This is a genomic window from Serratia sp. HMSC15F11 (genome assembly GCF_001808215.1).
GTDB classification, from domain to species: Bacteria; Pseudomonadota; Gammaproteobacteria; order Enterobacterales; family Enterobacteriaceae; genus Serratia; species Serratia nevei.
On sequence record NZ_KV792460.1, the window covers coordinates 53,278 to 69,661 of the forward strand.

Below are 16,384 nucleotides of genomic sequence, written 5' to 3' on the forward strand. Positions count from 1 at the left end.
TGATGGGTAACTACCTGAAATTTCGTCCGGACGGCACCGCCGTCGGCCTGTTGGCGCTGCTGGTGGCGGTGGTGCTGGCCTTCAGCCTGCTGATGCCGGGGCGCTTCTTCAGCGGCGCCACCTTCACCAGCGTGGCGTTCCAGCTGCCGGAGCTGGGCCTGCTGACCCTGGCGATGTTCATCCCGATCCTCAGCGGCGGCCTGAACCTGTGCATTATCGCCAGCGCCAACCTGACCAGCCTGCTGATGGCCTGGCTGTTCATCAGCTATCTGCCGCCGGACGCCGGGCTGGGGCTGCAGGCGCTGTGGCTGGTGTTGGCGCTGGCGGCGGCGATGCTGCTGGCCGTGATGATTGGCGCGGCGACCGGCGCGTTGGTGGCCTACGTCGGCGCGCATCCGATTCTGGTGACGCTGGCCACCATGACCACGGTTAACGGCATCGGTATCTATCTGACGCGCGGTGCGGCCCTGAGCGGCATGCCGGAGATCGTGCGGTTTATCGGCGCCGAGCGCGTGCTGGGCGTGCCGGTACCGCTGTGGATCTTCCTGGCGGTTGCCGTGCTGCTGGCGCTGTTCTTGCAGAAAACCCGGCTCGGCAAATGCATCTACATGAGTGGCAGCAACATCAACGCCACCCACTTCAGCGGCGTGAATACCCATCGGGTGCTGATCGCCATTTACACCCTCTCCAGCCTGCTGTGCGTGATCGCCGGGCTGGTGATGATGGCGCGCTTCAACTCGGCGCGCATGGGCTACGGCGACTCTTATCTGCTGCTGACGGTACTGGCGATCATTTTGGGCGGCACCGATCCGTTCGGCGGTTTTGGCCGGGTCAGCGGCGTGGTCCTGGCGCTGGTGGTGCTGCAGGTGATCGCCACCGGTTTGAACCTGATGAACGTCAGCCCGCATTTCAGCCTGGCGATGTGGGGCGCGGTGCTGATCGCCGTGCTGGCGCTGAAGTTTTTCCGCCATCGCTATCGGCAGCGGCGGGCGATGCGCCGCAGCGCGGCCCAGGCCAGAGCCGCAGCGGGCCACTGATCCTTTTCCCTTTTGCGCAGGATAACGCTAATGAAATACCAGATTTCACCTTCACTGATGTGCATGAACCTGATGGATATCCGGCAGCAATTGGCGGTGCTGAACCGCCGCGCCGATATGCTGCATATCGACATCATGGACGGGCACTACGTTAAAAACATCACGCTGTCGCCGTTCTTTATCGAACAGATCCGCCCGCACACCTCGTTGCTGCTGGACGTGCATCTGATGGTGGAGAACCCGACCGATTTTATCGACCCGATCGCCCGTGCCGGCGCGGACTTTATCTGCCCGCACGCCGAAACCATCAACCGCGATGCGTTCCGGGTGATCAACCAGATCCGCGCGCTGGGTAAAAAAGTGGGGGTGGTGCTGAACCCGGCTACGCCGGTGGAGTTTATCCGCCACTACCTTCATCTGCTGGATAAGATCACCGTGATGACCGTCGATCCGGGCTATGCCGGGCAGCCGTTCATTCCCGAAATGCTGGAAAAGATCCGCCAGTTGCGCGATCTGAAACGCCAACAAAACCTGAGCTATCTGATCGAGATCGACGGATCCTGCAATCAGCGCACCTACCGCGATCTGATGGGCGCCGGCGCGGAAGTCTTGATCGTCGGCAGCTCCGGGCTGTTCAACCTCGATCCGGATCTGGAGACGGCATGGGAAAAAATGCTGGATCAGATGCGGCAGGCGGCCTGAGGCGGGGGACATGATGCGGCATTTTCTAGGCGTAGACGTCGGCGGCACCAATACCCGCCTGCTGTTGATGGATGATGACGGCGAGTTCAGCGGGTACCGCAAGATAGTGACCGCCGATTGGGCACGGCAGGCCGATCCGCTGGTGGCGTTGGGCCGCCTGATCGCCGGGCATTGCAAAGATCGTCAGGTGGCGCAGGTGATGCTCGGGCTGCCGGGGATCCTCAGCCGCGATCGCTCGCGGGTGCTGTCGCTGCCGTTCATTCCGGCGCTGGACGCCCAGCCGGTGGCGGCGCTGTTGGCCGATGCGCTGGCGCTGCCGGTGCGGATGGATAAAGACGTCAATCACCTGCTGTGGTGGGACTTGCAGCAGCTGCCGGCGCTGCCGCAGGTGGCGGTGGGGCTGTATCTGGGCACCGGCATGGGCAACAGCCTGTGGCTGAACGGCGACTTTTATCACGGGGCGCACGGCGCCGCCGGCGAGCTGGGGCACATTCCCTGGCCGGGCCATCAGGGTGAGTGCCCGTGCGGTAAACGGGGCTGCGTCGAGAGCCTGACCTCCGGTCACTGGCTGACCGGCTGGGCGCGCGCCAACGCGGCGCAAACGCCGTTCGAACGGCTGTTCGAACGCCACGGCGAACATCCGGATCTGCGGCGCTTCGTCGAACGATTGGCGCAGACCATCGCCATCGAAATGAACGTGCTCGATCCCCAGCGGCTGATCCTGGGTGGCGGCGTGATCGCCATGAGCGGTTTCCCGTTGGCGCTTCTGGAACAAGAGATCCGCCGCCATTTGCGCGGGCCGCAGCCGGCGCAGGGGCTGGCGATCTCCATCAGCCGCCTGACCGATGAAACCGGCAGCAAAGGCGCCTGCCTGGCCGCCCGGCGCCACCTCCAATTGAGCAGGGAGTACCCGCAATGAAAGGCAAAGTCTGCGTGTTCGGTTCGTTCAACCTGGATATCGTCGCCGGCATGGCGCGCTTTCCGCAGCCCGGCGAATCGCTGATCGCCCGCAACAGCATGATGGGCGCGGGCGGTAAGGGGGCCAACCAGGCCACCGCTGCGCTGCGCGCTGGGGCAAGGGTGCATTATATCGGCAAGGTGGGGCGCGATGACTTCGGCACCTTCGCCCGGCGCCACCTCGCCGCCGCTGGTTTCGATGCGGTGACGCTGTTCTCGACCGGCGATTGCCCGACCGGCAATGCGCTTATCTACGTTGCCGGTGAGGAGGCGGAGAATATGATCGCCGTCGATCCCGGCGCCAACCTGACGGTCAGCGAAGACGAGGTGCGCCAGTGTCGGCCGGCGATCGCCGCGGCGGACATTTTGTTGACCCAGCTGGAGAACAATCTGCCGGCGATTGAGCAGGTGATCGCCATCGCCCGCGAGGCGCAGACGTTCATCATTCTCAACCCGGCGCCGTTTCAGCCGGTGCCGGACAGCCTGCTGGCGCAGGTCGATATGCTGACGCCCAACGCCACCGAGTGTACGTTGCTGACCGGCGTGCCGGTGCGGGATGTGGCTTCGGCGCGCCAGGCGGCGCAGGTGCTGCATGCCAAAGGCATTCGCTTACTGATCGTGACCTTGGGCACGCAGGGGGCGTTGTTCTCGGACGGGGAAAACAGCGAGCTGATCCCGGCGTTTCCAGCGCAGCCGAAAGACACCACCGGCGCGGGCGATGCGTTTAACGGCGCCCTGGCGGCGCAGCTGGCGAATCAGGTGCCGTTAGCCGATGCGGTGCGCTTCGCCGCCGCCTATGCGGCGGTCTGCGTGGAGCGCGCCGGGGCGGCGGGATCGATGCCGAGCTATGAGGAGGCGTTGGAACGCCAGCGGGCGTTCGCTTGACGTTGAAGGGCTGCTGCGACAGCCCGGTTCACTTACTTCAACCAGCCTTTGCGCTGCGCATCCCGCAGGTGTTGCTCCATGTGGTGCCACAGCTCGGGGTGCACGTCGGCGATCGATGCATTGCGCGCCAGCACCTGCTCCAGGCTGATGCCGTTCTCTACCCAGCTCTGGCCTTCATTGTGCAGGTTCATCAGCATCGGCATGGTGCGATCCAGCAGCAAAGCGAAGCGCGCATCGGCGCTTTCGCCATCTTCATATTCCTGCCATAAAGCGGTGAAATACTCGCGCTGAGCCTCCGGCAACATGCCGAACAGACGGCGCGCCGCCGCCACTTCCTGATCGTGGATTGCCGCGCGGGCCGCCAGATCGTAGACCAGCACGTCGCCGGCGTCGATTTCCACGATGTCATGCAGCAGCGCCATCTGGATCACGCGCTGAATGTCTACGTCATCACCGGCGTAGGGCGCCAGGCTCATGGCGGCGATGGCGAAATGCCAACTGTGTTCGGCGGAGTTTTCCTGGCGCTGGGTACCCAGCACTTTGGTGCGGCGTTGCACGCCTTTCAACTTATCGATTTCCATCAGGAACTGGATGACCTGGGTCATTGAGCCGAAATCTAACGCGGGTACAGCGGATGACATGGTGTAAACCTCAAGGTGGGTGGGTTGAAGCCTGACGATTGTAGACCACCGGACGGGCGATTTCGATGGTTACACGCGTTCACATTTTTATTTTAGCGTACACGTGTACACTGGAATTATTCTCAGTTAAGCTGCTTTGCGTTAATTTCGCACAAAGCAGGGCATTTTGAGGGGTTACGCGTTATGGGGAAAACGGACGTAGTGAAAGCCGGGAACAATAAGATTGTCGCCGCGGCTTATCCGTGGGCGGAAGAGATCGCCAACAGCATCAGCCACGGCATCGGGCTGGTATTCGGTATCGTCGGCCTGGTGTTGCTGCTGGTGCAGGCGGTGAATACCGGCGCGGATGCGACGGCCATCACCAGTTACAGCCTGTACGGCGGCAGCATGATCCTGCTGTTTCTCGCTTCCACGTTGTACCATGCGATTCCGCATCAGAAGGCCAAGCATTGGCTGAAAAAATTTGACCACTGCGCCATTTATCTCCTGATTGCCGGGACTTATACCCCGTTTTTGCTGGTGGGGCTGGATTCGCCGCTGGCGAAGGGCCTGATGGCGGTAATCTGGGGGTTGGCGCTGCTGGGCGTGCTGTTCAAGCTGGCCTTCGCCCACCGTTTTGAAGCCCTGTCGCTGGTGACCTACCTGACGATGGGCTGGCTGTCGCTGATCGTGATTTATCAGCTGGTTACGCGGCTGGAGGCCGGCGGCGTCACGCTGCTGGCGATAGGCGGGGTGGTCTATACCCTGGGGGTGATTTTCTACGCCTCCAAGCGCATCCGCTTTGGCCACGCCATCTGGCACGCCTTTGTGCTCGGCGGCAGCGCCTGCCATTTCATGGCGATCTACCTGTACGTCTAAGCGTTGCCGCTACGTCTGAATGCGTATTGAACAGGCGCCTCTTTTGTTTTAAAAAAGAGGCGCTTGCTTCTTTCGGGTATCCAGCAAGCCCGTTCTTTCATTTCTGAGCCCGCATACTCTTTCTCTTAACTTTGTTCAGGACTCATCACGATGATCGTTCGCTTATCCAAAGCGCTGCTGGTCTGCGCTATCGCTTTGTTCGCTTCGCTGGTGGCCTTCGGCAATATCACCGATTACGGCTCCAACTTCGCCTTCGTGCGCCACGTCTTTATGATGGACACCATTTTCCCCGACGCCACCATCGGCTACCGTTCTATACAAACGCCGTGGCTGCATCACGCCGGCTATATTTTCATCATTGCGCTGGAGAGCCTGACCGCGCTGCTGTGCTGGATCGGCGGTCTGCGTCTGTTGAGCGGCCTGAAACTGCCCGCTAAAGCCTTCAACGGCCGGAAAAAACTGGCGGTAGTGGGGCTGACGCTGGGTTTCCTCACCTGGCAGGTCGGCTTTATGTCGATTGGGGGAGAGTGGTTCGGCATGTGGATGTCGAAACAATGGAACGGCGTGCCCGATGCGTTTCGCTTTTTCATCACCATCATCCTGGTGCTGATCTATCTGGTGCAGCGCGACGGGGAGTTGGACGAGTAACGAAGACGGCCGCAGGCAGGGCGCCTGCGGCCGATGGATTATTTCTCTTCGGCCAGCGAGTACGGCAAGGGTTTGATCGCCAGCTGGCTGGCGGCATCGTCGCGCACCCGCAGCTTGCTGTCGGCGTCCAAATCGTTGTTCATCACCACCTGTACCCACAGCGTGCCGTCGGCCAGTTGGCTCGACGCCAGTACGGTGCCGGTGCGGCGCCAGTTTTCACCCAGCTGCAGCTCCAGATCTTCCGCCGCCTGCGGGGCGCGGGCCGCCTTACCTTCCAGCCAGTAGAGCGCACGCTTGTTGGCGCCGCGGAATTTGGCGCGCGCCACCATCTCCTGACCGGTATAGCAGCCCTTGCTGAAGCTGATGCCTTCCAGCGCCTGCAGATTGGTAGCTTGCGGGATCAGCTGCGCGCTGTTGGCGGCGTCGATAACCGGATAACCGGCTTCGATCTCCAGCGCCAGCCATTGGCCGCTGTCATTCAGCTCCGCCTGGTCATGCAGCTTGCCGATCAGCTGTTCGGCCACGGCAGGGCGGGTCACCAGCAGAAAACGTTCCGCCGGCGCACTGAAGTGCAGAATCGTGGTCTCGCCGTCCTGCACCACCGGGTGTTCGGCATCCGGCAGCGTAGCGAACCGGCCCGCCAACGCGGCGCGCGCCTGGAAACCGGCGACGCCCAGCAACACCGCATCGTTATCGGCGGCGATGGTGACTTTGGAGAACACCGCGGATTTTTTGATTTCAGCCAGTTGGCTGTCCAGCACGCTGCGGCGTTCCAGATAGGCGAAGCCTTCACCACGGTGGAACAGACGCAGGTTGCTCCACATTTTGCCCTTGGCGTCGCAGTGGGCGCACAGCACGTGCCGATCGGCCGCCAGCGCGTCGATGTCCGCCGTCACCTGGCCCTGGAGATACTTCACCGTGTCCGGCCCGTTTAACGTCACCAGCGCCCAATCTTCCAGCGAGATCAGCGTCAGGGGCAGATGGGTGGAAGCGGAGGGCTGACGGGGTGGGAATGGAATGTTATGCGCCATAGTAAGTTCCTGCTCAACGTTTAGCTTACCTGAAGGGTATTGAACCCATGGTAAAAGAGGCGGCGGGCTTTGCAAACTGTTATTCGCGCCGTGGCGCCGGGGTGCGCTTTTTTTGGCATTTTGCGCTTTATTACGTTTTCCGCAGCAAAGCGCCTTCCCGGCGTGTATGTCAAATTGTTACTCTATAGGCTTGCGGCCTGGGCACCCTTGCAGACAGATCCCCGGCTGATGGAATTATATTGCGACGGCGTTGCCATACAGTGTGTCATTTGAACCCTGCGCTGGCGCTGCCGCGCTGAAAAGAGGTGAGTCATAACAACATGGATATTAACAACAAAGCACGTATTCACTGGGCTTGCCGCCGTGGCATGCGCGAGCTGGACATCTCCATCATGCCGTTCTTCGAATACGAATACGACAGCCTGAATGACGCGGACAAGGCGTTGTTCATCCGCCTGCTGGAGTGCGACGATCCCGATTTGTTCAACTGGCTGATGAATCATGGCGCGCCGCAGGACAGCGAGCTGCAGAGAATGGTGACCCTGATCCAAACGCGAAATAAAGACCGTGGCCCAGTGGCGATGTGATATCCGCATTTCCTGGCGCACTCAGCTGTTTTCCCTGTTGACCCACGGCGTTCTGATCCTGCTGATCCTGATTTCGCCCTGGCCGGAAGGCTTGGGTCCGCTCTGGCTGGTGCTGCTGACGCTGGTGGTGTTTCAGTGCATTCGCAGCCAGAAGCGCATCGCCGCGGTGCAGGGCGAGCTGCGGCTGTTGGCGGACCGGCGCTTCAGCTGGCACGGCCGCGAGTGGCGGCTGGCGAAAAAACCGTGGATGCCGGGTTACGGCATGCTGCTGACGCTGCAGCCGACGGAGGGCAAAAAGCGCCGCCGGCTGTGGCTGGCTTCCGACTGCATGAGCAAAGAGGAGTGGCGCCACCTGCGGCAGCTGTTGCTGTATCCTCCGACGGGTGACGGCGAACCAGAGTGAGACGGCTGGGCCGGCGGGGAAACGCTTCACCGCCGGCAGAGGGCTGAACGCCGGCGGCGTTACAGCAGCGGCTCCATCTCCAACAGGATCTGCTCGCACCATTGCTGCAGGCGCTCTTCGCTCAGATCGTATTGGTTGACCTCATCGAGCGCCAGGCCAACGAAATGTTTGCCGTCGGCGCTCAGCGGTTTGGGGCTGGTGAACTCGAAGCCGTCGGTCGGCCAGAAGCCGACGAACTGCACGCCCAGCGGCGCGATCTGATCGTGCAGCATGCCCAGCGCGTCGAGGAACCACTCACCGTAACCGAGTTGATCGCCCATGCCGTACATGGCGACGATCTTGCCTTTCAGATCCAGCGCCGGCAGCTGCGGCCAGATCGCTTCCCAGTCTTCCTGCAGTTCGCCGAAATCCCAGGTCGGGATACCGAGGATCAGAATGGAATAGTCCTCCATCAGCTTGGGAGAGACGTCTTTCAGGTTGTGCAGGTCGACCAGGTCTTCACCCAGAATCTCACGGATTTTTTCTGCCGCCATCTCGGTGTAGCAGGTGCTGGAGCCGTAAAACAGACCAATCTTCATGTGTAAACCGTTACGTTGCTGTTTAGAGAATTGCAGCGAGTATACCTGATTTGCGTCGGCTTAAGGCATAATGGCGCGGGTGGAAATGCAACAAAGAGAGGACCGCGTGCAACAGCAAGACAATGCGCTGATTGAACAATTCCTGGATGCGCTGTGGCTTGAGCGCAATCTGGCGGAAAATACGCTGGCCTCCTACCGGCTGGATTTGCAGGCCCTGGGCACCTGGCTTGGCCATCAAAACACCGCCTTGCTGCAGGCGCAGGCGTTGGATCTGCAGGCCTTTCTCGCCGAGCGGGTGGAGGGCGGCTACAAGGCCACCAGCTCGGCGCGTTTGCTGAGCGCCATGCGCCGCCTGTTTCAGTACCTGTATCGCGAAAAACTGCGCGCCGACGATCCCACCGCGCAGCTGGCCTCTCCCAAACTGCCGCAGCGTTTGCCGAAGGATCTGAGCGAGGCGCAGGTCGATGCGCTGTTGCAGGCGCCCTGCGTCGATCAACCGCTGGAGCTGCGCGACAAGGCGATGCTCGAAGTGTTGTACGCCACCGGGCTGCGGGTTTCCGAACTGGTGGGGCTGAGCATCAGCGACGTCAGCCTGCGCCAGGGCGTGGTGCGGGTGATCGGCAAGGGCAACAAGGAGCGGCTGGTGCCGCTGGGCGAAGAGGCGGTCTACTGGATCGAAAATTATCTGGAACACGGCCGCCCGTGGCTGGTCAACGGCCAGACGCTGGATGTGTTGTTCCCCAGCACCCGTTGCCAGCAAATGACCCGACAGACGTTCTGGCATCGCATCAAACACTATGCCATCCTTGCGGGCATCGACAGCGAACGTCTGTCGCCGCACGTGTTGCGGCACGCGTTCGCCACCCATTTGCTGAACCATGGGGCCGATCTCCGTGTCGTACAGATGTTGTTAGGGCACAGCGATCTCTCGACCACGCAAATTTATACTCATGTAGCGACCGAACGACTGAAACAGCTACATCAACAGCATCACCCGCGCGCCTGAGCGGCGGGTTCGAAAGGATTGGAACAATGAAAAAAGGTTTAATGCTGCTCTCTCTGCTGGTGGCTTCGGTGACCGGTGCCGCCCATGCCGATGACGCGGCGATCAAAAAAGCGCTCGCCAGCCTGGGCATCCAGCAGGCGGACGTGCAGCCTTCGCCGGTTAACGGCCTGAAAACCGTGCTGACCGACAGCGGCGTGCTGTACGCCTCCGAAGACGGCAAGCACATCCTGCAGGGCCCGCTGTTCGACGTCAGCGGCAAAGAGCCGGTCAACGTGACCAACCAACTGCTGAGCAGCAAGATGGACGCGCTGAAAGATCAGATGATCGTCTACAAAGCGCCGAAAGAGAAACACGTGATCACCGTGTTCACCGATATCACCTGCGGTTACTGCCATAAGCTGCACCAGCAGATGAAAGAGTACAACGATCTGGGCATCACCGTGCGTTACCTGGCGTTCCCGCGTCAGGGGCTGGCTTCCCAGGCTGAGAAAGACATGAAGTCTATCTGGTGTACCGCCGACAAGGCCAAGGCGTTCGACGCCGCCATGAAGGGCGACGCCATCTCTCCGGCCACTTGCAAAACTGACATCAGCAAGCATTACGAGCTGGGCGTGCAGTTCGGCATTCAGGGCACGCCGGCGATCATTCTGGAAAACGGCATGATGATCCCGGGCTATCAGGGGCCAAAAGAGATGGCCGCCATGCTGGATGCGCACCAGGCCGCCACCAAAGCCGGTGGTTAATCGCCGGTGAGTATTAAAACGCAACTACGCCGCCGTCCGGCGGCGGACGACACGCATCTGCCCGCCAGTTTGCCGCCGCTGCTGCGCCGGCTTTACGCCCTGCGCGGCGTGCAGGGTGAGCAGGAGCTGGAGCGCGGCGTCAAGGGCATGCTGCCCTGGCAACAGCTGGACGGCATCGACGACGCCGTCAGCCTGCTGCAACAGGCGCTGGCCGACGGTCGCCGCATCATAGTGGTGGGCGATTTCGACGCCGACGGCGCCACCAGCACTGCGCTGACGGTGCTGGCGCTGCGCAGCATGGGCGGCGCAACCGTCGACTATCTGGTGCCGAACCGCTTTGAAGACGGCTACGGCCTGAGCCCCGAAGTGGTGGAGCAGGCGGCGGCGCGCGGCGCGGAGCTGATCGTCACCGTCGATAACGGCATCTCCTCGCACGCCGGCGTCGACGTGGCGCACGCCAAGGGCATGCAGGTGCTGGTGACCGATCACCACCTGCCGGGCGAGACCCTGCCGGCGGCCGAAGCGATCGTCAATCCCAACCTGCGCGGCTGCGCCTTCCCGTCCAAATCGCTGGCCGGAGTGGGCGTCGCGTTCTACCTGATGTTGGCGCTGCGCGCCCGGCTGCGGGACAGCGGCTGGTTCGAACAGCGCGCGCTGGCGATGCCCAATCTGGCGGAACTGCTGGATCTGGTGGCGCTCGGCACCGTGGCCGACGTGGTGCCGCTGGACGCCAACAACCGCATTCTGGTGTATCAAGGGTTAAACCGCATCCGCGCCGGCAAATGCCGTCCGGGCATCCGCGCGCTGCTTGAGGTAGCCAACCGCGACGCCCGCCAGCTGGCGGCCAACGATCTCGGTTTCGCCCTCGGCCCGCGTCTCAATGCCGCCGGCAGGCTTGACGACATGTCGATCGGCGTGGCGCTGCTGCTGAGCGACGACATCGCGCAGGCGCGTATGCTGGCCAACGATCTCGACGCGTTGAACCAGACGCGACGCGAGATAGAGCAGGGCATGCAGGTGGAAGCCCTGCAGCTGTGCGACCAGTTGGAGCGCACCAGCACCGAGCTGCCTTACGGGCTGGCGATGTATCACCCGGAATGGCACCAGGGCGTGGTGGGTATCCTCGCTTCACGTATCAAAGAGCGTTTCCACCGTCCGGTGATCGCGTTCGCGCCGGCGGGTGACGGCATCCTGAAAGGCTCCGGCCGTTCGGTGCCCGGCCTGCACATGCGCGACGCCCTGGAGCGGCTGGATATGCTGAACCCCGGCCTGATGATGAAGTTCGGCGGCCACGCGATGGCGGCCGGGCTGTCGCTGGAAGAGGCCAGGTTCGACGAGTTCCGCCAGCGCTTCGGCGAGTTGGTGGGGGAATGGCTCGATCCGGCGATGCTGGAAGGGGTGATCTGGTCCGACGGCGAACTGGCGATGCAGGAGCTGTCGCTGACGACGGCGGAGCTGCTGCGCGAGGGCGGCCCGTGGGGCCAGGCGTTCCCGGAACCGACCTTTGACGGCAAATTCCGCATCCTGCAGCAGCGGCTGGTGGGCGAGAAGCACCTGAAGCTGATGGTGGAACCGCTCGGCGGCGGCCCGCTGCTCGACGGCATCGCGTTCAATGTGGACACCACGCTGTGGCCGGACAGCAGCGTGCGCGAGGTCGAACTGGCCTACAAGCTCGACGTCAACGAGTTTCGCGGCAACCGCAACGTGCAGCTGCTGATCCAGCATCTTTGGCCGCGCTGAGGCGAAATTGAACACAATTCGGGGATTGGGCTCTCCAATCCCCTGCATCCTTCCCGATCGCCACAAAAACTGACCAACTCGCTATAAACTGCCGCCCGGATCCGTTAGAATTAGCGGTTCCAATGGCATTCCGCCATCGACGACATCAACGTAAAAGAACGAAACCATGTTTGAAATTAACCCGGTAAAAAACCGAATTCAGGACCTGTCCGAGCGGACTGCGGTTCTTAGGGGGTATCTTTGACTATGATGCCAAGAAGGAACGCCTAGAAGAGGTCAACGCCGAGCTGGAGCAGCCGGACGTTTGGAACGAGCCGGAGCGCGCACAGGCGCTCGGCAAAGAGCGCGCCGCGCTGGAAGCCATCGTTGAAACCATCGATCAGCTGGAGCAGGGCGGCGAAGACGTCGGCGGGCTGCTGGAACTGGCGGTGGAAGCCGACGATGAAGAGACCTTCAACGAAGCGGTCGCCGAGCTGGATCAACTGATGAGCAAGCTGGATCAGTTGGAATTCCGCCGCATGTTCTCCGGCGAGTACGACAGCGCCGACTGCTACCTGGATATCCAGGCCGGCTCCGGCGGCACCGAAGCGCAGGACTGGGCCAGCATGCTGCTGCGCATGTACCTTCGCTGGGCTGAAGCCAAGGGCTTCAAGACCGAAGTGATCGAAGAGTCCGACGGCGACGTCGCGGGCCTGAAGTCTGCCACCATCAAGATCATCGGCGACTACGCGTTCGGCTGGTTGCGCACTGAAACCGGCGTTCACCGCCTGGTGCGCAAGAGCCCGTTCGACTCCGGCGGCCGTCGCCACACCTCGTTCAGCTCGGTGTTCATCTACCCGGAAGTTGACGACGATATCGATATCGAAATCAACCCGGCGGATCTGCGTATCGACGTGTACCGCGCCTCCGGTGCGGGCGGTCAGCACGTCAACAAAACCGAATCCGCCGTACGTATTACTCACCTGCCAACCAACATCGTGGTGCAGTGCCAGAACGATCGTTCTCAGCATAAGAACAAGGATCAAGCGTTTAAACAGCTGCGAGCCAAGCTGTACGAGTTTGAGATGCAAAAGAAAAATGCTGATAAGCAGACGATGGAAGACAACAAGTCAGACATCGGCTGGGGCAGCCAAATCCGTTCTTACGTGCTGGATGACTCCCGCATCAAGGATTTGCGCACCAACGTCGAAACGCGTAACACGCAGGCCGTACTGGATGGCGACCTGGATAAATTGATTGAGGCAAGTTTGAAAGCCGGGTTATGAGGAATAGAAATGTCTGAACAACAAGTACAGGGCGCCGATCAGGCGCTGGATCTCAATAACGAACTGCAGTCCCGCCGCGAGAAACTGGCCGGCCTGCGCGAGAACGGCATTGCGTTCCCGAACGACTTCCGTCGTGACTCCACCTCCGACAAACTGCACGCCGCGTACGGCGATAAAGACAACGAAGAGCTGGAAGCGCTGGGCGTAGAAGTGACCGTCGCCGGCCGCATGATGACCCGCCGTATTATGGGCAAGGCATCCTTCGTCACGCTGCAGGACGTGGGCGGCCGCATTCAGCTGTACGTCGCGCGCGACGATCTGGCTGAAGGCGTATACAACGACCAGTTCAAGAAGTGGGACCTGGGCGATATCCTCGGCGCACGCGGCAAGCTGTTCAAAACCAAGACCGGCGAACTGTCGATCCACTGCACCGAGCTGCGTCTGCTGACCAAAGCGCTGCGCCCGCTGCCGGACAAATTCCACGGCCTGGCGGATCAGGAAACCCGTTACCGCCAGCGTTACCTGGACCTGATCGCCAACGAAGAATCGCGCAACACCTTCAAGGTGCGTTCTCAGGTGATGTCGGCTATCCGCAACTTCATGGTGGAACGCGGCTTCATGGAAGTCGAAACCCCGATGATGCAGGTGATCCCGGGCGGCGCGTCCGCGCGTCCGTTCATCACGCACCACAATGCGCTGGACATCGACATGTACCTGCGCATCGCGCCGGAACTGTATCTGAAGCGTCTGGTGGTCGGCGGCTTTGAGCGCGTGTTCGAAATCAACCGCAACTTCCGTAACGAAGGCGTTTCTCCGCGTCACAACCCAGAGTTCACCATGATGGAACTCTACATGGCTTACGCGGATTACAAAGACCTGATCGAGCTGACCGAGACGCTGTTCCGCACCCTGACCGAGAAAGTGCTGGGCACCTCTCAGGTGCAGTACGGTGACGAAGTGTTCGACTTCGGCAAGCCGTTCGAGAAGCTGACCATGACCGAGGCGATCAAGAAATACCGCCCGGAAACCGATCTGGCTGACCTGGCCGACATGGGCAAAGCGGTGGCCATCGCCGAATCCATCGGCATCAAGGTTGAGAAGAGCTGGGGCCTGGGCCGCGTCGTGACCGAGATCTTCGAAGAAGTGGCGGAAAGCCATCTGATTCAGCCGACCTTCATCACCGAGTACCCGGCTGAAGTGTCGCCGCTGGCGCGCCGCAACGACGTTAACCCGGAAATCACCGACCGCTTCGAGTTCTTCATCGGCGGCCGTGAAATCGGCAACGGCTTCTCCGAGCTGAACGACGCCGAAGACCAGGCACAGCGCTTTGCCGATCAGGTGAACGCCAAAGACGCCGGCGACGACGAAGCGATGTTCTACGACGAAGACTACGTCACCGCGCTGGAGCACGGCCTGCCGCCGACCGCCGGTCTGGGCATCGGTATCGACCGCATGGTGATGCTGTTCACCAACAGCCATACCATCCGCGACGTGATTCTGTTCCCGGCGATGCGCCCACAGAAATAATTCCGTTTAGCGTGAAACCACCGGTGCAGGCAACTGCGCCGGTTTTTTTTCGCCCACCGGACTTAACCGCTTAAAACATCGACAGTTACGCGCCATCTCCGCTTGCCCGCCGCCGATAACCGGTTATAATGCCTGTCGCACACCGATGCGGGTGTAGTTCAATGGTAGAACGGCAGCTTCCCAAGCTGCATACGAGGGTTCGATTCCCTTCGCCCGCTCCAAACTCAAGTCTTCTGAAGTCTACCAAACTCAATTTTCCCTTGATAAATCAGCAGTTATAGCATTCTATTAGTCTATTGAACTCAATTGTACTCCCCCAGGGTCAAGCTCAATGTGGGGGTATGGATGGGGGTATAATTGTACCCCCTGCTGAGAGGTACCCCCAATGAAGCTGACAGCTCGTCAGGTTGAAACTGCAAAACCTAAAGATAAGCCCTACAAACTCGCTGATGGTGGTGGTCTTTACCTGCTGGTTAATCCCAACGGTAAAAGATACTGGCGTCTCAAATACCGTTCGCTAGGTAAAGAGAAGCTGCTCGCTATTGGCGTTTACCCCGATGTTTCTTTAGCTGAAGCCAGAAATAAGCGTGAGGATGCAAAAAGGACATTAGCGGCTGGCAACGATCCTTCTCTTGAACGGAAAATTGAGAAACTTAGTCGTCAACAAGATGCAGAAAACTCTTTTGAGGCTATCACGCGGGAGTGGTATCAGCGTCGCTATGACCGCTGGTCTGTCTCCTACCGCGAAGAAATGTTGAGAACCTTTGAAAAGGATGTGTTCCCTTATATCGGTCACCGGCCAATCAAAGATATCAAACCGATGGAGTTGCTTGCTGTTCTTTCAAAGATAGAAGTTCGAGGAGCAACTGAGAAGGTCCGTAAGGTTCGCCAGCGTTGTGGAGAGGTCTGGAAGTATGCCGTTGTGACTGGCAGGGCTGAGTACAATCCAGCTCCTGATCTAGCCAGCGCAGTAGCTCCCCATGAGAAAGAGCACTATGCTTTTTTGACCCAGGATGAATTGCCAGAGTTTCTTCAAACTCTGAACACCTACGCAGGTAGTGTACTTGTTAAAATAGCGATGCAATTACTTATTTTGACTGGAGTAAGGCCTGGGGAATTGAGGCAAGCGGAGTGGCAGGAGTTTGATTTTGAGCGGAAGGTTTGGAACGTGCCAGCAGAGCGCATGAAAATGCGCCGCCCTCATCTGGTTCCGTTATCAAGCCAGGTAATTGACTTGCTTAATCAGCTTAAACCCATGACGGGAGCGGGAACGTTGCTGTTCCCAGGACGTAATAATCCAAAGAAACCGATGAGTGATATGGCATTGACTGTGCTGGTCAGGCGTATCGGCTATGCCGGGCGTGTTACGGGGCATGGATTCCGCCACACGATGAGTACTATTTTGCATGAGCAGGGATTTAACTCAGCTTGGATCGAGCTACAACTGGCTCACGTCGATAAGAACTCAATTCGTGGAACGTATAACCATGCTCAGTATCTAGAGGGAAGGAGGGAGATGATGCAGTGGTATGGCAATCTAATCATTGATTTGAATTCAGCAGTACGGTCAGGCTGACCTGCCCCCACGATTAGATACAACACTCAGTTAGTAACGTCGGAATCTTCATTCTCAGAATGACCCTTTCTCCAGCCCGCTGCAAATTCAGACGGTGTCTGATAATTCAGCGTGGAGTGCGGGCGGCATTCGTTATAATCCTGCCGCCAGTCATTAATAATTTTCCTGGCATGAACGATATCGCTGAACCAGTGCTCATT

18 protein-coding genes and 1 tRNA gene are annotated in these 16,384 nt (G+C 60.1%); 15 read left to right on the forward strand and 4 right to left on the reverse strand.

Annotated elements, in window-relative coordinates; translation table 11 throughout:
- Nucleotides 1-2 precede the first annotated feature (2 nt).
- Genes HMPREF3138_RS11975 through rbsK form a run of 4 tightly spaced genes read left to right on the forward strand, consistent with a single transcriptional unit; the run spans nt 3 to nt 3,581 of the window.
- Entirely contained in the window at nt 3-1,037 is a 1,035-nt protein-coding gene (locus HMPREF3138_RS11975; RefSeq protein WP_038871213.1) for an ABC transporter permease, read from the forward strand.
- A 30-nt stretch (nt 1,038-1,067) separates the two neighbouring features.
- Nucleotides 1,068-1,739, forward strand: a complete 672-nt coding sequence (gene alsE / locus HMPREF3138_RS11980; protein ID WP_033635837.1) for a D-allulose 6-phosphate 3-epimerase — start codon at nt 1,068-1,070, stop codon at nt 1,737-1,739.
- 10 nt (nt 1,740-1,749) lie between these two features.
- The gene (gene alsK, locus HMPREF3138_RS11985) at nt 1,750-2,658 is read left to right on the forward strand and encodes an allose kinase (RefSeq protein ID WP_038871215.1); all 909 of its coding nucleotides are present in this window, start codon (nt 1,750-1,752) and stop codon (nt 2,656-2,658) included.
- Nucleotides 2,655-3,581: a ribokinase gene (gene rbsK, locus HMPREF3138_RS11990; protein ID WP_038871218.1), complete on the forward strand. Its 927-nt coding sequence runs from the start codon at nt 2,655-2,657 to the stop codon at nt 3,579-3,581. The genes alsK and rbsK overlap by 4 nt, the downstream gene beginning before the upstream one ends.
- A 32-nt stretch (nt 3,582-3,613) precedes the next feature.
- Here the strand turns inward: rbsK and HMPREF3138_RS11995 are convergent, their stop codons facing one another.
- Nucleotides 3,614-4,222, reverse strand: coding sequence for an HD domain-containing protein (locus tag HMPREF3138_RS11995; RefSeq protein WP_025304127.1), 609 nt, complete (start codon nt 4,220-4,222; stop codon nt 3,614-3,616).
- 183 nt (nt 4,223-4,405) lie between these two features.
- Between HMPREF3138_RS11995 and HMPREF3138_RS12000 the strand changes: the two genes are divergently transcribed.
- Nucleotides 4,406-5,080: a PAQR family membrane homeostasis protein TrhA gene (locus HMPREF3138_RS12000; protein ID WP_038871224.1), complete on the forward strand. Its 675-nt coding sequence runs from the start codon at nt 4,406-4,408 to the stop codon at nt 5,078-5,080.
- Between the two features lie 150 nt (nt 5,081-5,230).
- Nucleotides 5,231-5,728, forward strand: a complete 498-nt coding sequence (locus HMPREF3138_RS12005) for a DUF2165 family protein (protein WP_038871226.1) — start codon at nt 5,231-5,233, stop codon at nt 5,726-5,728.
- A 38-nt stretch (nt 5,729-5,766) separates the two neighbouring features.
- On the opposite strand, the gene ygfZ is transcribed toward HMPREF3138_RS12005, so the two are convergent.
- Nucleotides 5,767-6,759 carry a tRNA-modifying protein YgfZ gene (gene ygfZ, locus HMPREF3138_RS12010; RefSeq protein ID WP_070559072.1) on the reverse strand — a complete coding sequence of 331 codons (993 nt, stop codon included), beginning with the start codon at nt 6,757-6,759 and terminating at the stop codon, nt 5,767-5,769.
- A 320-nt stretch (nt 6,760-7,079) separates the two neighbouring features.
- Between ygfZ and sdhE the strand changes: the two genes are divergently transcribed.
- Nucleotides 7,080-7,346 (forward strand): FAD assembly factor SdhE, encoded by a 267-nt coding sequence (gene sdhE / locus HMPREF3138_RS12015; RefSeq protein ID WP_019455657.1) that lies wholly within the window; start codon nt 7,080-7,082, stop codon nt 7,344-7,346.
- The gene (locus tag HMPREF3138_RS12020; protein ID WP_038871231.1) at nt 7,327-7,749 is read left to right on the forward strand and encodes a protein YgfX; all 423 of its coding nucleotides are present in this window, start codon (nt 7,327-7,329) and stop codon (nt 7,747-7,749) included. Before sdhE ends, HMPREF3138_RS12020 begins: the two co-directional genes overlap by 20 nt.
- Nucleotides 7,750-7,808: 59 nt before the next feature.
- Here HMPREF3138_RS12020 and fldB read toward each other — a convergent pair whose 3' ends face one another.
- A complete protein-coding gene (gene fldB, locus HMPREF3138_RS12025) occupies nt 7,809-8,327 on the reverse strand; it encodes a flavodoxin FldB (protein ID WP_038871234.1) in 519 nt (172 codons plus the stop codon).
- 106 nt (nt 8,328-8,433) lie between these two features.
- On the opposite strand from fldB, the gene xerD reads away from it, so the two are divergent.
- The 7 genes from xerD to HMPREF3138_RS12060 all read left to right on the forward strand — a co-directional run bounded on the left by xerD (nt 8,434) and on the right by HMPREF3138_RS12060 (nt 16,184).
- Complete coding sequence (xerD, locus tag HMPREF3138_RS12030; protein WP_038871248.1) at nt 8,434-9,333, forward strand: site-specific tyrosine recombinase XerD; 900 nt, start codon at nt 8,434-8,436, stop codon at nt 9,331-9,333.
- 26 nt (nt 9,334-9,359) lie between these two features.
- Complete coding sequence (gene dsbC, locus HMPREF3138_RS12035; protein WP_038871236.1) at nt 9,360-10,076, forward strand: bifunctional protein-disulfide isomerase/oxidoreductase DsbC; 717 nt, start codon at nt 9,360-9,362, stop codon at nt 10,074-10,076.
- Nucleotides 10,077-10,082: 6 nt separating this feature from the next.
- A complete protein-coding gene (gene recJ, locus HMPREF3138_RS12040) occupies nt 10,083-11,816 on the forward strand; it encodes a single-stranded-DNA-specific exonuclease RecJ (protein ID WP_038871239.1) in 1,734 nt (577 codons plus the stop codon).
- Nucleotides 11,817-11,982: 166 nt separating this feature from the next.
- Nucleotides 11,983-13,081, forward strand: a protein-coding gene (gene prfB / locus HMPREF3138_RS12045) for a peptide chain release factor 2 (protein ID WP_139145148.1) whose coding sequence is annotated in 2 segments (ribosomal slippage) — nt 11,983-12,057 and nt 12,059-13,081 — 1,098 coding nt in all. Because the reading frame shifts where the segments join, the coding sequence is not laid out codon by codon here.
- 9 nt (nt 13,082-13,090) lie between these two features.
- Nucleotides 13,091-14,608, forward strand: coding sequence for a lysine--tRNA ligase (lysS, locus tag HMPREF3138_RS12050; RefSeq protein ID WP_033649459.1), 1,518 nt, complete (start codon nt 13,091-13,093; stop codon nt 14,606-14,608).
- Nucleotides 14,609-14,755: 147 nt separating this feature from the next.
- A tRNA-Gly gene (locus tag HMPREF3138_RS12055) sits at nt 14,756-14,829 on the forward strand.
- 164 nt (nt 14,830-14,993) lie between these two features.
- The gene (locus HMPREF3138_RS12060; protein WP_048998164.1) at nt 14,994-16,184 is read left to right on the forward strand and encodes a tyrosine-type recombinase/integrase; all 1,191 of its coding nucleotides are present in this window, start codon (nt 14,994-14,996) and stop codon (nt 16,182-16,184) included.
- Nucleotides 16,185-16,210: 26 nt separating this feature from the next.
- Here HMPREF3138_RS12060 and HMPREF3138_RS25515 read toward each other — a convergent pair.
- On the reverse strand, nt 16,211-16,384 hold a 174-nt coding region (locus HMPREF3138_RS25515; RefSeq protein ID WP_139145149.1), incomplete at its 5' end, for an integrase core domain-containing protein.

Excerpts from the sequence above, each read along its gene's own strand:
- HMPREF3138_RS11975 (WP_038871213.1), top strand. The coding sequence starts at position 3 with ATGGGTAACTACCTGAAATTTCGTCCGGACGGCACCGCCGTCGGCCTG.
- alsE (WP_033635837.1), top strand. The coding sequence starts at position 1,068 with ATGAAATACCAGATTTCACCTTCACTGATGTGCATGAACCTGATGGAT.
- alsK (WP_038871215.1), top strand. The coding sequence starts at position 1,750 with ATGATGCGGCATTTTCTAGGCGTAGACGTCGGCGGCACCAATACCCGC.
- rbsK (WP_038871218.1), top strand. The coding sequence starts at position 2,655 with ATGAAAGGCAAAGTCTGCGTGTTCGGTTCGTTCAACCTGGATATCGTC.
- HMPREF3138_RS11995 (WP_025304127.1), bottom strand. The coding sequence starts at position 4,222 with ATGTCATCCGCTGTACCCGCGTTAGATTTCGGCTCAATGACCCAGGTC.
- HMPREF3138_RS12000 (WP_038871224.1), top strand. The coding sequence starts at position 4,406 with ATGGGGAAAACGGACGTAGTGAAAGCCGGGAACAATAAGATTGTCGCC.
- HMPREF3138_RS12005 (WP_038871226.1), top strand. The coding sequence starts at position 5,231 with ATGATCGTTCGCTTATCCAAAGCGCTGCTGGTCTGCGCTATCGCTTTG.
- ygfZ (WP_070559072.1), bottom strand. The coding sequence starts at position 6,759 with ATGGCGCATAACATTCCATTCCCACCCCGTCAGCCCTCCGCTTCCACC.
- sdhE (WP_019455657.1), top strand. The coding sequence starts at position 7,080 with ATGGATATTAACAACAAAGCACGTATTCACTGGGCTTGCCGCCGTGGC.
- fldB (WP_038871234.1), bottom strand. The coding sequence starts at position 8,327 with ATGAAGATTGGTCTGTTTTACGGCTCCAGCACCTGCTACACCGAGATG.
- dsbC (WP_038871236.1), top strand. The coding sequence starts at position 9,360 with ATGAAAAAAGGTTTAATGCTGCTCTCTCTGCTGGTGGCTTCGGTGACC.
- lysS (WP_033649459.1), top strand. The coding sequence starts at position 13,091 with ATGTCTGAACAACAAGTACAGGGCGCCGATCAGGCGCTGGATCTCAAT.
- HMPREF3138_RS12060 (WP_048998164.1), top strand. The coding sequence starts at position 14,994 with ATGAAGCTGACAGCTCGTCAGGTTGAAACTGCAAAACCTAAAGATAAG.